Raw genomic sequence first — 16,436 nt, 5'->3', positions numbered from 1 at the left:
ATGGGAAGTGCATCAATAAATGACCAGCCAGTCACTTTTATACTTATAAATTTCCCGGTCGACCACTCGTTCTCAATGCATTCAGGACAACTTCGCCGCTTAACGCCGATACCGCTGTTCCATCGGCCGTGTTCATGTCCTCGCCGGCCAGCAGGGCATTGATGATCGCCTCCTCCACCGCTTCGGCGGCCGCCAGGAACAAGGGGGAAATATGATCGTTGTTGAGCATCGCCAGCGGGCTGCTGAACGGCAGGTCCTTGCGCCCGTAGTCGGCGGGTGGCAACTGGTCGTTGCCGGTGGCGAAGGCCAGGAAGATATCGCCGCTGGAGTCCTCGGTGCCGCCGCCGGTGCGGGCGATACCGATGGAAGCCCGTTGCGCCAGGCGCTGGCATTGATGGGGCAGCAAGGGTGCGTCGGTGGCGAGAATCACCACGATCGAGCCCATGCCCGGGGTGCCACGACGGGCGAAAGGCGACGGGATATCCAGCAATTGGCGACCAACCGGATAGCCATCCACCCGCAGCTCCTGGCGCTTGCCATGATTGGCCTGGACCAGCGCGCCGACGGTCCAGCCGCCCTGCGCTGCCGACAGGCGCCGGGATGAGGTGCCGATACCGCCCTTGAATTCATGGCAGATCATCCCGGTACCGCCACCCACCGAGCCTTCGGTCACCGGACCGGGCCTGGCATCGGCCAGCGCTTCACGGACCTGCGCGGGGCCGACATGCTGGCCCCAGATATCATTGAGCACCCCGTCATAGGTTTCCATCACCACCGGCATGCACCAGTACACCGCCGGGTCCGCCAGGCTGTCGCGCTCGTCGGCGATCAGCGCATCGCGCACCACACCGACGCTATGGGTATTGGTGATCGCCACGGGCGTGGTCAGCAGCCCGGCTTCGCGAATCCACTCCAGGCCCGTGGCATCGCCATTGCCGTTGAGCACATGGCAACCGGCGAAACAGGGCTGCTGCCGCGCCGCGCCGGGCCGTGGCTGGATCAGCGTCACGCCGGTGCGCACCTGCTTGCCGTCGATCTCGGTCTTCAATGTACTGTGGCCGACCCGTACACCGGGCACATCGGTGATGGCATTGAACGGCCCCGGTGTTCCCAGGCCCAGGGTGATTCCCCATTCACGTGCGCGCATAATCCCTCTCTGTCCGCGGGTTTGAAATGTGCGGCCACTCTAGGCGCTCACTTCCCGCTCGCCAATTCCCCTATCGGGGTACTGTCGAGCCCGTGCACGGATCTTCTAGACTGCTACCCGGCCGCCAGCCTCTACTGAAGCACTGCAGATTGACCACGACTCCAGGAACCCCATGTCCAGCACCGTCAACCACTGGGTCGACCTGAACCAGGACCGCGACACCGGCATCGAAACCCTGCGCGCGCGTTTCCAGGGGCATACCCATGCCTACGATGCCCACTGGCACGACAGCTACCTGGTGGGTGTCACCGAACAAGGCGTGCAGCAGTTCAATTGCCGGGGCACCCGCTACCAAAGCCTGGCAGGTAACGTCTTCCTGCTCGAACCCGGCGAGATCCATGACGGCGACGCACCCACCGACGGCGGCTTCACCTACCGCACCATCTATCTCGACCCACACTGGCTGGAACGGGAACTGAGCGCGCTGTTCGAGGAAGCCCCGGCGGGCAGCCAACTGAGCTTTGCCGCGACCCTGGCCACCGACACCCGCCTGGCCCAGGCCACCAGTGCCGCGTTCCAGGCCATTCACACCCAGGAATTGCGCATCGTCCGGCAAAGCGCCCTCGACCGTTTGTTCGACAGCCTCACCGACCATCTGCACTGGCGCGCCCGCTACCGCGAGGACCCGCGCCTGCCACGGGTTGCGCAGGTTGCCCGCGAGTACTTGCACGCCCATCTGCAACATGACCTGAGCCTGGATGAGGTCGCGGCCGTCTGTGGTGTCGACCGCTTCCGCCTGACCCGAGCCTTCAAGGCCGCCTACGGTCTGCCGCCCCACGCCTACCTGGTGCAATTGCGGGTGGCCAAGGCGCGGCAACTGCTGTCCCGGGGCGAAACCCCGGCGAACGTCGCCATGACCCTGGGCTTTGCCGACCAGAGCCACCTGGGCCGCTGGTTTGTCCGCGCCTACGGGCTGACGCCCGCCGCCTACCGCAAGCGCTGCTCAAATCTTCCAGACGCCTGAGGCGGCGCGCGGGAAGATCGGTTGATCGATCTTTCAGTGGAGCCCCTCCCCATGTTGTCCAGCCTTTCCAGCTTCCTGCCCTTTGTGCTCTTCGCCATCGTCGCCTCCGTCACCCCCGGGCCGAACAATATCCTGGTGCTGAGCAACAGTGCCCGCCATGGCCTGGCGGCAGCCCTGCCGATCATCCTCGGCGCCGGTGCCGGCGCGGCACTGATCGTCCTGCTGGTGGGCAGCGGTGTCGGTGAATCGCTGGCACAACGGCCCCAGGTCCGCACCGGCATGCAATGGCTCGGCATCGCCTGGCTGAGCTACCTGGCCTGGCAGATCTTCAGCGCACCGGCCAGTGCCATCGACCCTGATGCAGCTCCGGCCAAACGTCTCGGCCTGTTGGGCGCGGCCAGCCTGCAACTGATCAATCCGAAGGTCTGGATGATGGCCCTGGCGGTGGTCGGCGTGTTCGCCGGCAGCGGTGCCGAACGCCAGGCCCACGTGCTGTCACTGTCCCTGGTGTTCTTCCTGGTGTCGCTGCCATGCATGAGCCTGTGGGCGGTACTCGGTGTCGGCTCCGCGCGGCTGTTTCGCTCGCCCCTGGCGATGCGGCGGTTCAATCGCTGCATGGCGCTGCTGTTGCTGGTTTCAGCCTGGCTGAGCGTGTTGGTATAACGTCGGGGTCGCTGCAGTGCAAAAGCCGGTCGCACTGGTGCGCTTTTGCCAGCAGCCGGCTGCGTAACGTGGCCGGACGGTGCATGAAGACACCGAACTCCACAATAAACGACCTGCCGCGAGACCTGCGTATCATGAAAAGACTGTTCAACAGCTGTCTGTTCCTCTGCGGTACCGCCCTCCTGAGCACCAGCGTGCTCGCCTCCGAAGACGCTTCCTGCAAGACCGTGCGCATGGGCGTGGTCAACTGGACCGATGTGATCGCCACCAGTGGCATGGCCGACGTGCTGCTCAACGGCCTGGGTTATGAAAGCAAGCAGACCAGCGCCGTGCAGCAGATCATCTTTGCCGGGATCCGGGACAAGCGCCTGGATATCTTCCTCGGCTACTGGAAGCCGGCGATGGACAAGAACATCGCGCCTTTTGTCGCCGCCAACCAGGTCAAGGTCCTGGCCCAGCCCAGCCTCTCCGACGCCCAGGCCACCCTCGCCGTGCCGCAATATGTGGCTGACGCGGGCCTGAAGACCTTCGCCGATATTGCCAAGTTCAAGGACAAGCTCGGTGGCAAGATCTATGGCATCGAGCCCGGCAGCGGCGCCAACACCACCATCAAGACCATGATCGATACCGACCACTTCGGCCTCAAGGGTTTCAATCTGGTGGAGTCCGGGGAAGCCGGGATGCTCGCGGCCGTGCAGCGGGCGGTCAATCGCAAGGAGTTCGTGGTGTTCGTCGGCTGGACCCCGCACCCGATGAACATCAATATGAAGATCACCTACCTGACCGGCAGCGAAGATGTCTACGGGCCTAACGAAGGCGCGGCCACCGTGTCCACCGTCACCGCCCCGGACTACGCCCAGCGTTGCCCGAACGTGAACAAGCTGCTGGAGAACCTGACCTTCAGCGCCGCCCAGGAAAGCCAGTTGATGGTGCCGATCATGGAGCGCCAGACGCCCCAGGACGTGGCCAAGAAATGGCTGCGCGATCACCCGGAAGATCTGCAGAAGTGGCTGGCCGGCGTGACCAGTGTTGATGGCAAGGACGGTGTGGCGACCGTGCAGGCCAGTTTGAAATAACACCCATTGTAGGAGCGGAGCTTGCCCGCGAAGCTTTTAGCGTCCTCACGGGCCTCTTCGCTGGCAAGCCAAGCTCCTACAGGTCCATGGAGTGCGCAAAATCTGTATCCGACGCCGAACTGTAGGAGCAGGGCTTGTCGGATCGCCGCACCGCCGCGAAGAGGCCCTAAAGATCGCCGCCACAGGTTCTCCTGACACCTCGTACAGAACTGAGACTGCGCATGACCGATTACCCGCTCTCCCCCGAACTCAGCGCCTTTGTCGCCAAGACCCTCGATCTCAACGCCCCGGACAGCACGATCAATGGCCTACGCCTTGGCTACAGCGCTATGTGCCGAGCCTTCACCCCAGCACGCCCGGCGAACATCAGCGTCAGCGAACAGTTGATCGGCCAGGTGCCCGTACGCCAATACCGTCCGACTTCAGCAACACCCGCCAATGGCTGGCCCGGCGTGGTCTACCTGCACGGTGGCGGCTGGGTGGTCGGCGACCTCGACTCCCACGATTTCATCACCGCTGAACTGGCCTCCCGGCTCAACGCCGTGGTCATCGCGGTCGACTACCGACTGGCACCGGAACATCCCTTCCCGGCGGCCTTCGATGATTGCCTGGCGGTGTGGCGCGGTTTGCAGGACAGCGCCGCAACCTGGCAACTGGACCCGCAACGCATGGCGATTGCCGGCGACAGCGCCGGGGGCAATCTCGCCGCCGCCGTATGCCTGGCCCTGCGCGATACCGGCCAAGCGCAGCCGCGGCTACAAGCCCTGATCTATCCAGGACTGGGTGGCGACGACCGACTGCCCTCGCGCATCGAATGCGCAGACGCGCCGCTGCTCGGCGCCAGCGATGTGCACTGCTACCACGCCTTGTACCTGCCGGGTTCGGCCACCCCTTCGGCCTATGCGATGCCGTTGCAGGCCACGGACCTGCGGGGCCTGGCCCCGGCGTTTATCGCCGTGGCGCAATTCGACCCCTTGCGCGACGACGGCGTGGAGTACAGCGAACGCCTGCAAGCGGCCGGTGTAAGTGTGGATTTCCATCCCGGCCACGGCCTGGTGCACGGCTGCCTGCGCGCCCGGGGCAGTGCACCGGAGGTCGATCTGCTCTACGAAAAACTCCTCGCCGCCCTGCACCACTCCCTGGACCTGTAGCAAAAGTTACTTGACGACTGACCTTGCCTTGAGTTCTTCTGAAACCGGTTTCAGTGCCAATGCACCAACCGCCTGCCGACAACTCCAAGAAAAGGTTTCAGGCCGTGAACAGTTTTTCCGCCGCCCAACGCAGCCGCGTGACCATGCTCGATGTCGCTGAACGCGCCGGGGTCTCCAAGGCCAGCGTGTCGCGTTTTATCGGCGATGACCGCGCCCTGCTTTCCGAAGCCATCGCCCTGCGCATCGAACAGGCGATCAGCGAATTGGGCTACCGCCCGAACCAGATGGCCCGTGGCCTGAAACGCGGCCGTACGCGCCTGATCGGCATGCTGGTGGCCGATATCCGCAACCCTTATTCGATTGCCGTGATGCATGGCGTGGAAACCGCCTGCCGCGCCCACGGCTACAGCCTGGTGGTGTGCAACACCGACCGCGACGACCAGCAGGAGCGCCTGCACCTGGCGGCGCTGCGCTCGTACAACATCGAAGGCCTGATCCTCAATACCCTCGGTCACCATCTCGAAGAATTGCAGGCACTGCAACGGGAAATGCCGATGGTGCTGGTGGACCGCAGGGTCGAGCACCTGGGCAGCGATCTGGTCGGCCTTGATAATGGTGCCGCCGTACGCAGCGCCGTCGAGCACCTGGAGCAACAGGGTTACCGCGACCTGATGCTGGTCAGTGAACCCCTTGACGGCACCAGCTCGCGGCTGGAACGGATTGAACACTTCAATCTCGAAATCACCAGGCGTGATGCCCTGAGCGGCAGCATCGGCCATACCGGCGAATCATTGCGACATCAGTTGCAGGATTTCCTGGCGGCCCCCAGTGCCGGACCCAAGGCGCTGTTCTGTGCCAACGGCATTGCCGCCCTGGCCTGTGTCCAGGCCCTGCGCGAGCTGGGCTGCAATCTGTTCGACGATATCGGCCTGATCGCCCTCGACGACCTGGAATGGTTCCCCCTGGTAGGTAGCGGTATCACCGCCCTCGCCCAGCCCACACAGCAGATCGGCGCCAGTGCCTTCGACTGCCTGTTCAAGCGCCTGCGGGGTGACAAGGGCGCCGCCAAAGCCCTCGATTTTCCCGCGCAGTTGATCGTCCGTGGGTCCACCCAACGTACAAGATTTGCCTGAGACGCAGCGGAGCCTGGCCTCCGCTGTAAAGCCTGCCAAAAAATGAAACCGGTTTCAGAGGTACAACAACAATGAAAGAACAGCTGTTTCCCGTCTCCATCAGCCTCTCCAGTTACGGCGCGACGCTGGTTCGCGAACGTGGCCAGGAAAGTTTTATCGAACTGCTGGCCGAGGCCGGCGCCAGTCGCATCGAAGTACGCGAAGAACTGCTGACCAACGAAGATCCGCAGCGCTTTGCAACCCGCGCGACGGCCATGGGCCTGGAGTGTGCCTACTCGTCACCCCTGGAATTGTGGCCCGCGGGTCAGTCGCGTCCCGACCCGCAGTTGGCGGCTACCCTGCAACGCGCCGAAGCCTTTGGCGCCCGCTGGCTGAAAGTCTCCCTGGGCTACTTCAGTGAAAACTGCGACCTGTCGGCACTGGCAGGATTGTTGTCGGCATCATCAGTCCGCTTGCTGGTGGAGAACGACCAGACCACCCAGGGCGGCCGAATCGAACCCCTGCTGCGCTTTTTCGATCAGGTCGAGCAACAGCAACTGCCGGTGAAAATGACCTTCGACATCGGTAATTGGCGCTGGCAGGACCAATCCGCCAGCAGCGCCGCGCGCCTGCTCGGCCGGCATGTCGACTACCTGCACTGCAAGGCCGTGGCCCTGCGTGCGGACGGCAAGCTCGTCGCCCTGCCACCGAACGCCGTTGACCTGGAACAGTGGGAACGTTTGCTGGGCCAGATGAGTCAAGGTTTGACCCGAGCCGTTGAATACCCGCTGCAAGGCGACGACCTGCTGGCCGTCACCCGCGAACAGGTACGCACCCTCGCCCGCCTGGGCCACTCCATGGAGGAAACAGCCCATGCCTGAAATCGAAATCCTCTCGTTCGGTGAGACCATGGCGATGTTCGTCGCCGAACAGACCGGCGACCTGGCCCGGGTCGGGCACTTCCACAAGCGCATCGCCGGCGCCGACAGCAATGTCGCCATCGGCCTGGCGCGCCTGGGCTTCAAGGTCAACTGGCTGAGCCGGGTCGGCGCCGACTCCCTCGGCCGTTTTGTGATCGACACCCTGCAAGGCGAAGGCCTGCACTGCGATTACGTCGATATCGACCCGGGCTATCCCACCGGTTTTCAACTCAAGTCCCGGGAAGACCAGGGCCAGGACCCGCAGGTGGAGTATTTCCGTCGGGGTTCGGCCGCCAGTCACCTGTCAGTGGCCGATATCCGCCCGGAGCTGCTCAAGGCCCGGCATCTGCATGCCACCGGGATTCCTCCTGCCCTCTCGGCCAGTGCCCGCGAGCTGTCGTTCGAGCTGATGACACGCATGGCGGCGACCGGGCGCAGCGTGTCCTTCGACCCCAACCTGCGACCGAGCCTGTGGCCCAGCGAAAGACAGATGATCGAAGACATCAACGCCCTGGCCGCCCTCGCCCATTGGGTCCTGCCGGGCTTGGGCGAAGGCCGCTTGCTCACCGGTTACCAGGCGCCGCGGGATATCGCCGCCTTCTACCTCGACCAGGGCGCCGCCGTCGTGGCCATCAAGCTCGGGGCTGACGGCGCCTACTACCGGACCCATCGCGACGAGGGGTTTGTCGCCGCGGTGCCGGTGCAGGTCGTGGTGGACACGGTCGGTGCCGGTGATGCTTTCGCCGTTGGCGTGGTCAGTGCGCTGCTGGAGAACCACAGCGCGGCCCAGGCCGTGGCGCGCGGCAACTGGATCGGCGCCCAGGCGGTGCAGAGCCGCGGCGACATGGAGGGTTTGCCGACCCGGGAACAGCTGACAGCGGCACGCCGACCCGCGCCCGTCGGCTAAGCAAGACCGCGTTTTCCGAATGCCACCTGCTGCGACAAAAACAACAAGCTCAGGAGCCACACCATGCACACGCTGAAACTCGCCACCCGCCGCTGGTGGTACATCATGCCCATCGTTTTCATCACCTACAGCCTGGCCTACCTGGACCGCGCCAACTATGGCTTCGCCGCGGCCTCGGGCATGGCCGCCGATCTGCAGATCACCCCCGGGCTGTCGTCGCTGCTCGGCGCACTGTTCTTTCTCGGCTACTTCTTTTTCCAGGTGCCCGGCGCCCTCTACGCGCAGAAGCACAGCGTGAAGAAGCTGATCTTCGTCAGCCTGATCCTCTGGGGCGGCCTGGCCACCCTCACCGGCATCGTTTCCAACGCCTATATGCTGATCGGCATCCGCTTCATGCTTGGCGTGGTCGAAGCCGCCGTGATGCCGGCGATGCTGGTGTACCTGTGTTATTGGTTCACCCGTGCGGAACGCTCGCGGGCCAATACCTTCCTGATCCTCGGCAACCCGGTGACCATGCTCTGGATGTCGGTGGTCTCGGGTTATCTGGTGCAGCACTTCAGCTGGCGCTGGATGTTTATCGTCGAAGGCCTGCCGGCGGTGATCTGGGCCTTTATCTGGTGGCGCCTGGCCGATGAGCGTCCAGCCCGGGCGAGCTGGCTCAGCGCGCAGGAAAAGCGCGACCTGGACAGCGCCCTGGCCGCCGAGCAGGTCGGCATCAAGGCGGTGAAAAACTATGCCCAGGCCTTCCGCGAACCCAAGGTGATCATCCTTGCCCTGCAGTTCTTCTGCTGGAGCATCGGCGTCTACGGCTTTGTGCTGTGGCTGCCGTCGATTCTGAAAAGCGGCTTGAAGATGGACATGGTCGAAGCCGGCTGGTTGTCGGCCTTGCCCTACCTGGCCGCGGTGATCGCCATGCTCGCGGTGTCCTGGGGCTCGGACAAGCTGCAACGGCGCAAACGTTTTGTCTGGCCACCGCTGCTGGTGGCGTCGGTGGCCTTCTATGCCTCCTACGCCCTGGGCGCGGAACATTTCTGGTGGTCCTACAGCCTGCTGGTGATCGCCGGTGCCTGCATGTACGCGCCCTATGGACCGTTTTTTGCGATTGTCCCGGAGATCCTTCCAGCCAACGTTGCCGGCGGTGCCATGGCTCTGATCAACAGCATGGGTGCCCTCGGTTCCTTCGGTGGTTCCTACCTGGTGGGCTACCTGAACAGCGAAACCGGTTCGCCGGGGGCTTCCTACCTGCTGATGAGCGGCGCCCTGCTGCTGTCAGTGATCCTGACCGTATTCCTCAATCCCGGCGCCAGCGATCGCGCAGCCCCCAAGGGCTTGCCGACGCCCCGTGCGCTGTCCCATCCCTGAACCCTGTCGAGCGAACCCGATGAAAAAACCGGTTGTGTTGTACAAGAAGCTCTCGCCCTCGCTGATGGCCCGCCTGCATGAGCACACCCAGGTCACCCTGATCGACGATCTGGGTGACAACGGCCTGGCGCAACTGCGTGCCGCCTTGCCCGAGGCCCGGGGCCTGCTCGGTGCCAGCCTGAAGCTGGACGCCGCACTGCTTGACCTGGCGCCACACCTGGAGGCCATCGCCAGCGTCTCGGTGGGGGTCGACAATTACGACATCGATTACCTGACCCGCCGACGGATCCTGCTCAGCAACACGCCGGACGTGCTCACCGAAACCACCGCCGACACCGGCTTCGCCCTGATCCTGGCCAGCGCCCGACGGGTGGTGGAACTGGCGAACCTGGTGCGCAACGGACAGTGGACGCGCAATATCGGTCCGCTGCATTTCGGCACGGATGTACATGGCAAGAAGCTCGGCATCATCGGCATGGGCCGTATTGGTGAAGCCCTGGCCCAGCGCGGGCATTTCGGCTTCGGCATGCCGGTGCTCTACCACAGTCACTCGCCCAAGCCTGAAGTGGAACAACGCTTCAATGCGCGCTACCTGGGACTGCACGAACTGTTGCAGGAAGCCGACTTTGTCTGCCTGACATTGCCCCTGACCCCTCAGACCGAGGGGCTGATCGGTGCCGGGGAATTGGCCCTGATGCGCCCGGAAAGCATCCTTATCAATATTTCCCGGGGCAAGGTGGTGAACGAGCAGGCGCTGATCCAGGCCTTGCAGAACCGGCAGATCCGTGGCGCCGGCCTCGATGTGTTCGAGCGCGAACCCCTGGCGCCGGACTCGCCGTTGCTGAACCTGGCCAACGTGGTGGCCACGCCGCATATCGGCTCGGCCACCTTTGAAACCCGTGAAGCCATGGCACGCTGTGCGGTGGACAATCTGCTGGCAGCCCTGGCCGGAGAACGACCGGCAAATCTGGTCAATCCCCAGGCCTACCCGCACTGACAGCCGTGCCGGTAGCGAGCGTCGCCGAGCCCTGGCAACGCTCGCAGCGTCAGATCACGAAGCGCGCGACCATGGCATTGAGGTCCACCGCCAGGCGCGACAGCTCATGGCTGGCGGCACTGGTCTGGTTGGCACCAGCGGCCGACTGGGAAGCCAGGTCGCGGATGTTCACCAGGTTGCGGTCCACTTCGCGGGAGACCTGCGCCTGCTCTTCCGAGGCACTGGCAATCACCAGGTTGCGCTCGTTGATCAGGTTGATCGATTGGGTGATCTGCTCCAGGGCCACACCGGCGGCACGGGCCGTTTCCAGGGTACTCTGGGTCCGCTGGTTGCTCTGTTGCATCGATTGCACGGCCTGACCGGTGCCATTCTGGATACCGGCAACCATCTGCTCGATCTCCTTGGTCGACTGCTGGGTACGATGGGCCAGCGCCCGCACTTCATCGGCCACCACCGCAAAACCACGCCCGGCCTCGCCCGCCCGTGCGGCTTCGATAGCGGCATTGAGGGCCAGCAGGTTGGTCTGTTCGGCAATCGCGCGGATCACATCCAGCACCTGGCCGATATCGCGACCCTGGGTGGCCAGGCCTTCGATCAGCACCGAGGTGCTTTGCACGTCCTGGGTCATGGCCTGGATCGCCTCCACCGTCTGCACGACACGGTCGCGTCCGTCACGAGCCGCCTGATTGGATTGCTGCGAGGCTTCGGAGGTGGACACCGCATTGCGTGCCACTTCTTCCACCGCACTGGTCATTTCGTTGACCGCGGTGGCCGCCTGCTCGATCTCGTTGTTCTGCTGCTGCAGCCCGCGGGACGACTCTTCGGTCACCGCGCTAAGCTCTTCAGCGGCCGACGCCAGCTGCGTGGCGGAACCAGAGATTTGCTCGATGGTCTTGCGCAAGTTGCCTTGCATCTTTGACAACGCGCCCAGTAGGCGGGCCGGTTCATCCTTGCCTTCAATGGCAATGGCCTTGGTCAGGTTGCCACCAGCAATGGCTTCAGCGGCTTCGACCGCCTGGTTCAGCGGCGCCACGATGCTGCGGGTCAACAACCAGGCCAGCAGCACGGTCGCCAGCGCCGCCACCACCGAAACCAGGATAATGCCGAAACTGGCATTGCTGTATTGCTCACCGGCCTGGGCCGACGCAGCCTTGGCCCCGGCCTTGTTGATCGCCACCAACTGGTTGAGCTGCACGCCCATCAGGTCAGTACCGGCCTTGATCTGGTTATTGATCAGATTACGCATCTCATCGACCTTATCCTGTCGCGACAGCTCCAACATCTGGCTCTGGTCCCGGATATAAGTGTCGAGCGTGCCCGAGAACTCCTTGTACTTGGCCAGCTCATCCCCATCAGCAGGCAAATCGGCGTAGCTCTTCACGTCCTTGCGAACTTTGTCCACCAGGGCGGCAACCCGCGTATCGGTGTCCTGCAGGGATGCGGAGTCACGGTTGAGCAGCAGGCGAAAAGACAGGATGCGCATACGCAGCACGTCTTCGAGCACATTGCCGAGAAACCCGACGCTAGGCAGTTGATTCGTTTCCATATCAATGGATGCCTGGCGAATCACCGTCATACGGGTCTGGGAAAAGACCCCCAGCACAATCACCAGCAATGCAATAAATGCAAAACCGAGAAACGCGCGGGGAGCGATATTCATATTTCGTAGGGACATGGGCTGCTCTCTATAAGGCTTGAGGACTACTAGCTTCCATGCCGTAAACCTGTCAGATAGCAACTGGCCATACCGACAGTGTTGCACCACTCTTTTCAGTGACGGTGGGCTTACAACTGATTATCGGCAGAAGTTGTGAATTTATTCAGGGGGAATGAAAAAATATTTCACTTTATGACTTGGCATGGCGAAATATTTCATCACCGATACAATTGGCGCCCTACGCGCTTAAAATTATGGCTATAAGCCACTAACTGTACAGGCATGTTCAATGATCTGAAGCGGTAACTTGTGGGAGCACTGAACTCCCACAAGCGGAGCAACAGTTATAGCGAATCATTCTCCGGTCTTGATCTTGCTCCACAGCCGCGTGCGAATGCGATCGATATTCAATGGCATCGCTTCCAGGGCAAACAGCTTGCCCATCATTTCCGAGCTCGGATACACCTTGGTATCGGCCTTGAGCGCCGGGTCCACCAGGCTATCAGCCGCCGCATTGCCATTGGCGTACTTCACATAGTTGCTGATACCGGCCATCACTTTCGGGCGCAGCAGGTAGTTCATAAAGGCGTAACCGGCTTTTTCATCCCGGGCATCGGCCGGCATGGCGACCATATCGAACCAGATGGCGGCACCTTCCCTGGGAATCGAGTAGCCGATATCAATACCGTTCTTCGCTTCCTTGGCCCGGCTTTCAGCTTGCAGGATATCGCCGGAGAAACCCACCGCGACGCAGATATCACCATTGGCCAAGTCACTGACATATTTCGAGGAATGGAAGTAAGCCACATAGGGACGCACTTTCATCAGTAAGGCTTCGGCTTTTTTATAGTCCGCCGGGTTCTTGCTGTGGTGCGGCAGGTGCAAGTAGTTCAAAGCGGCCGGGAGCAATTCGGGGCCGTTGTCGAGTATCGCCACCCCGCACTTCTGCAGTTTCTGCATGTTCTCGGGCTTGAAGATCAAGTCCCAGGAGTCCACCGGCGCGTTATCACCGAGCACCGCCTTGACCTTGTCGATGTTGTAACCGATGCCTGTGCTGCCCCACAGGTACGGGAAACCATGTTCATTGCCGGGGTCGTTGACCTGCAGCGCCTTGAGCAACGCCGGGTTGAGGTTCTTCCAGTTCGGCAACTGGCGCTTGTCGAGCTTTTTCAGCGCCCCGCCCTCAATCTGCCGGGCCATGAAATGGTTGGACGGGAACACCACATCGTAGCCGGACTTGCCGGTCATCAACTTGCCATCCAGGGTCTCGTTGCTGTCATAGACGTCATAGGTGAACGCGATCCCGGTCTCCTTCTGGAAGTTCTGGGTGACGTCCGGGGCGATGTAATCCGACCAGTTGTAGATCTTGACGGTCTCGGCCGCCTGGCCGAGGGAGGCGACCAGCATCAAGGGAGCAAGGGACATGCGGATCATGAGTCGATTCCTGTGTGAGTTTTTGTTGGCAGGTTCGGGCGATCAGAGGATCAGAAAATCAGTGCATCGGTCTTGTGATGGATGAGCCGGCGCCCAGGCGCCGGTTACTGCATGAAACCCTCCATAAAGCCGGCAACGCTGCTCGCCAGCTTGCGGCGCCAGGGCGGCGTATCGGGGTCGGCCAGGGTCTGGTCCTCATGGACAAAGCTGCGGATGATCGCGTTGTAGCCCAGCCAGCGGCAGGGTTCCGGCTCCCAGGCTTTCAGTGCCTGGAGGCCCCCCTCGCGGATCACCCAGGGTTGCCGGACCCGTTCGCTGTCCTGCTCCAGGATCAGGTCGGCCAGGGTCCGCCCGCCGAGATGGCTGGCACCCACGCCCTCGCCGCCATAGCCTCCGGCCAGGGCCAGGCCATTGGCAGGGTCGCAGAGCATGTGCGGCTGGAACCGTCGCGACATGCCCAGGTTGCCGCCCCAGGAATGGCTGATGCGGACCTTCTTCAATTGCGGGAACAACTCGCCGAACAGGTAGCGACGCAGCTCGATTTCGCTGTCGGTGAGGTCGAAGTCATGCCGTAGCCGGCCGGCAAAGCGATAGCCGCCGCGAGCACCGAAGATCAGCCGGTTGTCCGCCGAGCGTTGGCCGTAGGTGACCTGGCGACTGCTCTCGCTGAAGGCCTGGCCCTGGCTGAGGCCGATTTCGTCCCAGGTCGCGGCGGACAAGGGTTCGGTGGCCACCAGCAGGCTTTGCACCGGCAGTTGATAGCGGCCCAGGGGCGGCAGCGTCACCGAGTAACCCTCCACGGCCGGGACTACCCAGCGACTGCGAATCTGCGACCGGGCCGTGCGCAAGCCGCCAGAGCGCCAGTCGGTCACCGGGGTGTTTTCGAAGATCCGCACACCCAGGCGCTCGACGGCCCGGGCCAGGCCGCGCACCAGCTTGGCCGGCTGGACCGTGGCGATATGGGCGGCATGGATGCCGCCGTAGGGCCGGGCGACCCGAATCTGCCCGGCCAGTTGCTCGGGCCCCAGCCAGCGGTAATCGCTCTCGTTGAGCCCCTGCTTGTAGAGTTTGTCCAGGTAGGTCCGCAGGCTGTGTTCCTGCTCGGGGTAACGCGCGGCGCAGTACAACGCCCCGGCCTTGCGGTAGTCGCAGTCGATGCCTTCGCGATCGATCACCCGCTTCACTTCGTCGGGGATGTCATGCAGCAAGTCGAAGGACGCCCGCCGCTGTTCCGGCGACAGCCCGGCCAAAAGACGGTCTTCGCCCAGCAGATTGCCCATCACCCAACCGCCGTTGCGCCCCGACGCGCCGAAACCGGCGGTCTGCGCCTCGACAATCACCACATTCAATTGCGGGGCCTGGCGCTTGAGGTAATAGGCGGTCCACAGCCCGGTGTAACCGGCGCCGACAATGGCCACATCGACATCCAGGTCCTGCTCCAGGGACGCCCGTGGCGTCAGCGGCTCATCGAGCTGATCCATCCATAAACTGATAGTGCGCCATGCTGGCATTCCAGACTCCACAACCGGTAACAGATGGTTGCGATCCTAGTGCCAGTGCTCAGAGGCTGTCTTGCGCGCGTGCACGCAGAGAAATTTCCTTGACGTAGGCCTTGGGCGACAGGCCGGTGTGCTCGCGAAAGCACTTGTAGAAGGCCGACAAGGAATTGAATCCGGCGGCAAAGGCCAACTCATCGATACGTAACGGCGGCACGGCCTTGTCCAGTGCAGCCAGCAGATGCTGCAGGCGCGCCTGGTTGACGTAGCGGTAGAAACTCTGGCCGAGCACCTGGTTGAGCAGATAGGAAATCTGATTACGGCTATAGCCGCACTCCCCGGCTACCCGTTGCAGGTCCAGGTCGGGGTCCAGGTAGGCTTGCTGGCGCTGGAAATACTGTTGCAGGTCATCCGCCATAAAGCTCAGTTGCCGCGGCGACAGGCCCAGGCGACTGGTCGCCGCGCGTCTACCGCCAGTGGTCGTGCTGGCGACCTGTTCGCGCACCAGGGACGCGTATTCATTCACGCGCCAGATCAGGCCGTCACGCACGGTGATCGCCTCGCTGGAATGAAACGATACCAGGCCCTCGCCGCCACGCAGGGTCATCTGGTACTGGATAAAAGCGGTATTGCCATCCAGACGGATGCGATCGCTATGTTCGAGGGCTTCATCTGATTCGCGCGGCATGCTCGATCGTACGTATTCGCGCAGCTCTGAAAGGCCCAGGACACGGTTCTGAAAGAAGTCGTGGTACTGGATCTGGGGATGGTACAGCGCCATCACCCCGTCAAGGTCGCGGTGTTTCCAGCACAGGTGGTAACGCAAAACGGTTTCGCCGGTCGCCCGGGTCTGCTGCGGGCCGTCATTGTCGTCGGACATGGCGCACTCGAACCAAGATTAAGAGACATAGATCAAATTACACGAAAACAATCGCCGAACGGCTTGAAAAAACTCTCTTGCGCTCGTTGAACGGATGCTATTTTTAAGCCTTGTGCTGGTGGGACCATGAGGTCCCGCCGTTCCTACCCGCGAGCAAAAGGAAGCGCTCAATGATCCAGGTGGGCAACATGAGTAGAGTCTTCAGCAAGGTGACTTTCCCCAACGCATGCCAACTGATGCGCTGGCATTTTCATCCCATGGGCTTCGAAGCCAGCATGGATGCGCCGGGCAGCATGGTCGCCCGGCTATTCGACCGGGCCAGCGGCGAAACGCTGATCGCCATCGCCGGCATTCCTTGCGCCACGGTGATGAACGCCGCCGATGTGGAGCGGATCATCGAGGCGGTCGAGGATGAGCTTGAGGCCTTTGTGCCGCCCATGGGGCTGCGGGCCGTCAACTGACTCAAAGGCGACACCTGACCTTGTGGGAGCGGAGCTTGCCCGCGAAGAGGCCCGCGAGAACGCTAAAAGCTTCGCGGGCAAGCTCCGCTCCCACAAGTTTATAGGGCGTGTTCAATCCCCTTTTACAGTTCCATAGATAAGCGCAACCT

15 protein-coding genes are annotated in these 16,436 nt (G+C 62.6%); 10 read left to right on the top strand and 5 right to left on the bottom strand.

The window, feature by feature from the left end; all coding sequences use genetic code 11:
• Positions 1 to 43: 43 nt before the first annotated feature.
• Positions 44 to 1,147, bottom strand: coding sequence for a P1 family peptidase (locus tag M5C71_RS01290; RefSeq protein WP_103499141.1), 1,104 nt, complete (start codon positions 1,145 to 1,147; stop codon positions 44 to 46).
• Positions 1,148 to 1,319: 172 nt separating this feature from the next.
• Here M5C71_RS01290 and M5C71_RS01285 point away from each other — a divergent pair, with 172 nt between their 5' ends.
• The 9 genes from M5C71_RS01285 to M5C71_RS01245 all read left to right on the top strand — a co-directional run bounded on the left by M5C71_RS01285 (position 1,320) and on the right by M5C71_RS01245 (position 10,359).
• On the top strand, positions 1,320 to 2,171 hold the full coding sequence (locus M5C71_RS01285; protein ID WP_103499142.1) for an AraC family transcriptional regulator: 852 nt from the start codon (positions 1,320 to 1,322) through the stop codon (positions 2,169 to 2,171).
• Between the two features lie 51 nt (positions 2,172 to 2,222).
• A complete protein-coding gene (locus M5C71_RS01280; protein WP_103499143.1) occupies positions 2,223 to 2,834 on the top strand; it encodes a LysE family translocator in 612 nt (203 codons plus the stop codon).
• A 134-nt stretch (positions 2,835 to 2,968) separates the two neighbouring features.
• Positions 2,969 to 3,910 carry a choline ABC transporter substrate-binding protein gene (locus M5C71_RS01275; RefSeq protein ID WP_100943482.1) on the top strand — a complete coding sequence of 314 codons (942 nt, stop codon included), beginning with the start codon at positions 2,969 to 2,971 and terminating at the stop codon, positions 3,908 to 3,910.
• A gap of 221 nt (positions 3,911 to 4,131) precedes the next feature.
• Positions 4,132 to 5,061 (top strand): alpha/beta hydrolase, encoded by a 930-nt coding sequence (locus M5C71_RS01270; RefSeq protein WP_247263128.1) that lies wholly within the window; start codon positions 4,132 to 4,134, stop codon positions 5,059 to 5,061.
• Between the two features lie 104 nt (positions 5,062 to 5,165).
• Complete coding sequence (locus tag M5C71_RS01265; protein ID WP_103494270.1) at positions 5,166 to 6,194, top strand: LacI family DNA-binding transcriptional regulator; 1,029 nt, start codon at positions 5,166 to 5,168, stop codon at positions 6,192 to 6,194.
• Positions 6,195 to 6,265: 71 nt separating this feature from the next.
• Complete coding sequence (locus M5C71_RS01260) at positions 6,266 to 7,054, top strand: TIM barrel protein (protein ID WP_103494265.1); 789 nt, start codon at positions 6,266 to 6,268, stop codon at positions 7,052 to 7,054.
• Entirely contained in the window at positions 7,047 to 8,000 is a 954-nt protein-coding gene (locus M5C71_RS01255; protein WP_103494264.1) for a sugar kinase, read from the top strand. The genes M5C71_RS01260 and M5C71_RS01255 overlap by 8 nt, the downstream gene beginning before the upstream one ends.
• 63 nt (positions 8,001 to 8,063) lie before the next feature.
• Complete coding sequence (locus tag M5C71_RS01250) at positions 8,064 to 9,362, top strand: MFS transporter (RefSeq protein ID WP_103494263.1); 1,299 nt, start codon at positions 8,064 to 8,066, stop codon at positions 9,360 to 9,362.
• Between the two features lie 19 nt (positions 9,363 to 9,381).
• Complete coding sequence (locus M5C71_RS01245) at positions 9,382 to 10,359, top strand: NAD(P)-dependent oxidoreductase (RefSeq protein WP_103494262.1); 978 nt, start codon at positions 9,382 to 9,384, stop codon at positions 10,357 to 10,359.
• Between the two features lie 49 nt (positions 10,360 to 10,408).
• Here the strand turns inward: M5C71_RS01245 and M5C71_RS01240 are convergent, their stop codons facing one another.
• The 4 genes from M5C71_RS01240 to M5C71_RS01225 form a co-directional block, all read right to left on the bottom strand.
• The gene (locus tag M5C71_RS01240) at positions 10,409 to 12,034 is read right to left on the bottom strand and encodes a methyl-accepting chemotaxis protein (RefSeq protein WP_103494261.1); all 1,626 of its coding nucleotides are present in this window, start codon (positions 12,032 to 12,034) and stop codon (positions 10,409 to 10,411) included.
• 336 nt (positions 12,035 to 12,370) lie between these two features.
• Positions 12,371 to 13,450 carry a polyamine ABC transporter substrate-binding protein gene (locus tag M5C71_RS01235; RefSeq protein ID WP_103494260.1) on the bottom strand — a complete coding sequence of 360 codons (1,080 nt, stop codon included), beginning with the start codon at positions 13,448 to 13,450 and terminating at the stop codon, positions 12,371 to 12,373.
• Positions 13,451 to 13,554: 104 nt separating this feature from the next.
• Positions 13,555 to 14,961 carry an FAD-dependent oxidoreductase gene (locus M5C71_RS01230; protein WP_103494259.1) on the bottom strand — a complete coding sequence of 469 codons (1,407 nt, stop codon included), beginning with the start codon at positions 14,959 to 14,961 and terminating at the stop codon, positions 13,555 to 13,557.
• Between the two features lie 49 nt (positions 14,962 to 15,010).
• Complete coding sequence (locus M5C71_RS01225; protein WP_103494258.1) at positions 15,011 to 15,826, bottom strand: helix-turn-helix domain-containing protein; 816 nt, start codon at positions 15,824 to 15,826, stop codon at positions 15,011 to 15,013.
• Positions 15,827 to 15,996: 170 nt separating this feature from the next.
• Here M5C71_RS01225 and M5C71_RS01220 point away from each other — a divergent pair, with 170 nt between their 5' ends.
• The gene (locus M5C71_RS01220) at positions 15,997 to 16,287 is read left to right on the top strand and encodes a DUF1652 domain-containing protein (RefSeq protein ID WP_103494257.1); all 291 of its coding nucleotides are present in this window, start codon (positions 15,997 to 15,999) and stop codon (positions 16,285 to 16,287) included.
• Positions 16,288 to 16,436: the final 149 nt, after the last annotated feature.

Origin of the sequence: Pseudomonas sp. MWU12-2345, assembly GCF_023242385.1 — a bacterium.
GTDB classification, from domain to species: domain Bacteria; phylum Pseudomonadota; class Gammaproteobacteria; order Pseudomonadales; family Pseudomonadaceae; genus Aquipseudomonas; species Aquipseudomonas gingeri_D.
Note: the sequence above shows the minus strand (reverse complement) of the source record. Positions and strands in the feature narration are given on the sequence as shown.

Excerpts from the sequence above, each read along its gene's own strand:
- M5C71_RS01225 (WP_103494258.1), bottom strand. The coding sequence starts at position 15,826 with ATGTCCGACGACAATGACGGCCCGCAGCAGACCCGGGCGACCGGCGAA.
- M5C71_RS01280 (WP_103499143.1), top strand. The coding sequence starts at position 2,223 with ATGTTGTCCAGCCTTTCCAGCTTCCTGCCCTTTGTGCTCTTCGCCATC.
- M5C71_RS01235 (WP_103494260.1), bottom strand. The coding sequence starts at position 13,450 with ATGATCCGCATGTCCCTTGCTCCCTTGATGCTGGTCGCCTCCCTCGGC.
- M5C71_RS01230 (WP_103494259.1), bottom strand. The coding sequence starts at position 14,961 with ATGCCAGCATGGCGCACTATCAGTTTATGGATGGATCAGCTCGATGAG.
- M5C71_RS01260 (WP_103494265.1), top strand. The coding sequence starts at position 6,266 with ATGAAAGAACAGCTGTTTCCCGTCTCCATCAGCCTCTCCAGTTACGGC.
- M5C71_RS01255 (WP_103494264.1), top strand. The coding sequence starts at position 7,047 with ATGCCTGAAATCGAAATCCTCTCGTTCGGTGAGACCATGGCGATGTTC.
- M5C71_RS01285 (WP_103499142.1), top strand. The coding sequence starts at position 1,320 with ATGTCCAGCACCGTCAACCACTGGGTCGACCTGAACCAGGACCGCGAC.
- M5C71_RS01250 (WP_103494263.1), top strand. The coding sequence starts at position 8,064 with ATGCACACGCTGAAACTCGCCACCCGCCGCTGGTGGTACATCATGCCC.
- M5C71_RS01245 (WP_103494262.1), top strand. The coding sequence starts at position 9,382 with ATGAAAAAACCGGTTGTGTTGTACAAGAAGCTCTCGCCCTCGCTGATG.
- M5C71_RS01220 (WP_103494257.1), top strand. The coding sequence starts at position 15,997 with ATGATCCAGGTGGGCAACATGAGTAGAGTCTTCAGCAAGGTGACTTTC.
- M5C71_RS01275 (WP_100943482.1), top strand. The coding sequence starts at position 2,969 with ATGAAAAGACTGTTCAACAGCTGTCTGTTCCTCTGCGGTACCGCCCTC.
- M5C71_RS01240 (WP_103494261.1), bottom strand. The coding sequence starts at position 12,034 with ATGTCCCTACGAAATATGAATATCGCTCCCCGCGCGTTTCTCGGTTTT.
- M5C71_RS01290 (WP_103499141.1), bottom strand. The coding sequence starts at position 1,147 with ATGCGCGCACGTGAATGGGGAATCACCCTGGGCCTGGGAACACCGGGG.
- M5C71_RS01270 (WP_247263128.1), top strand. The coding sequence starts at position 4,132 with ATGACCGATTACCCGCTCTCCCCCGAACTCAGCGCCTTTGTCGCCAAG.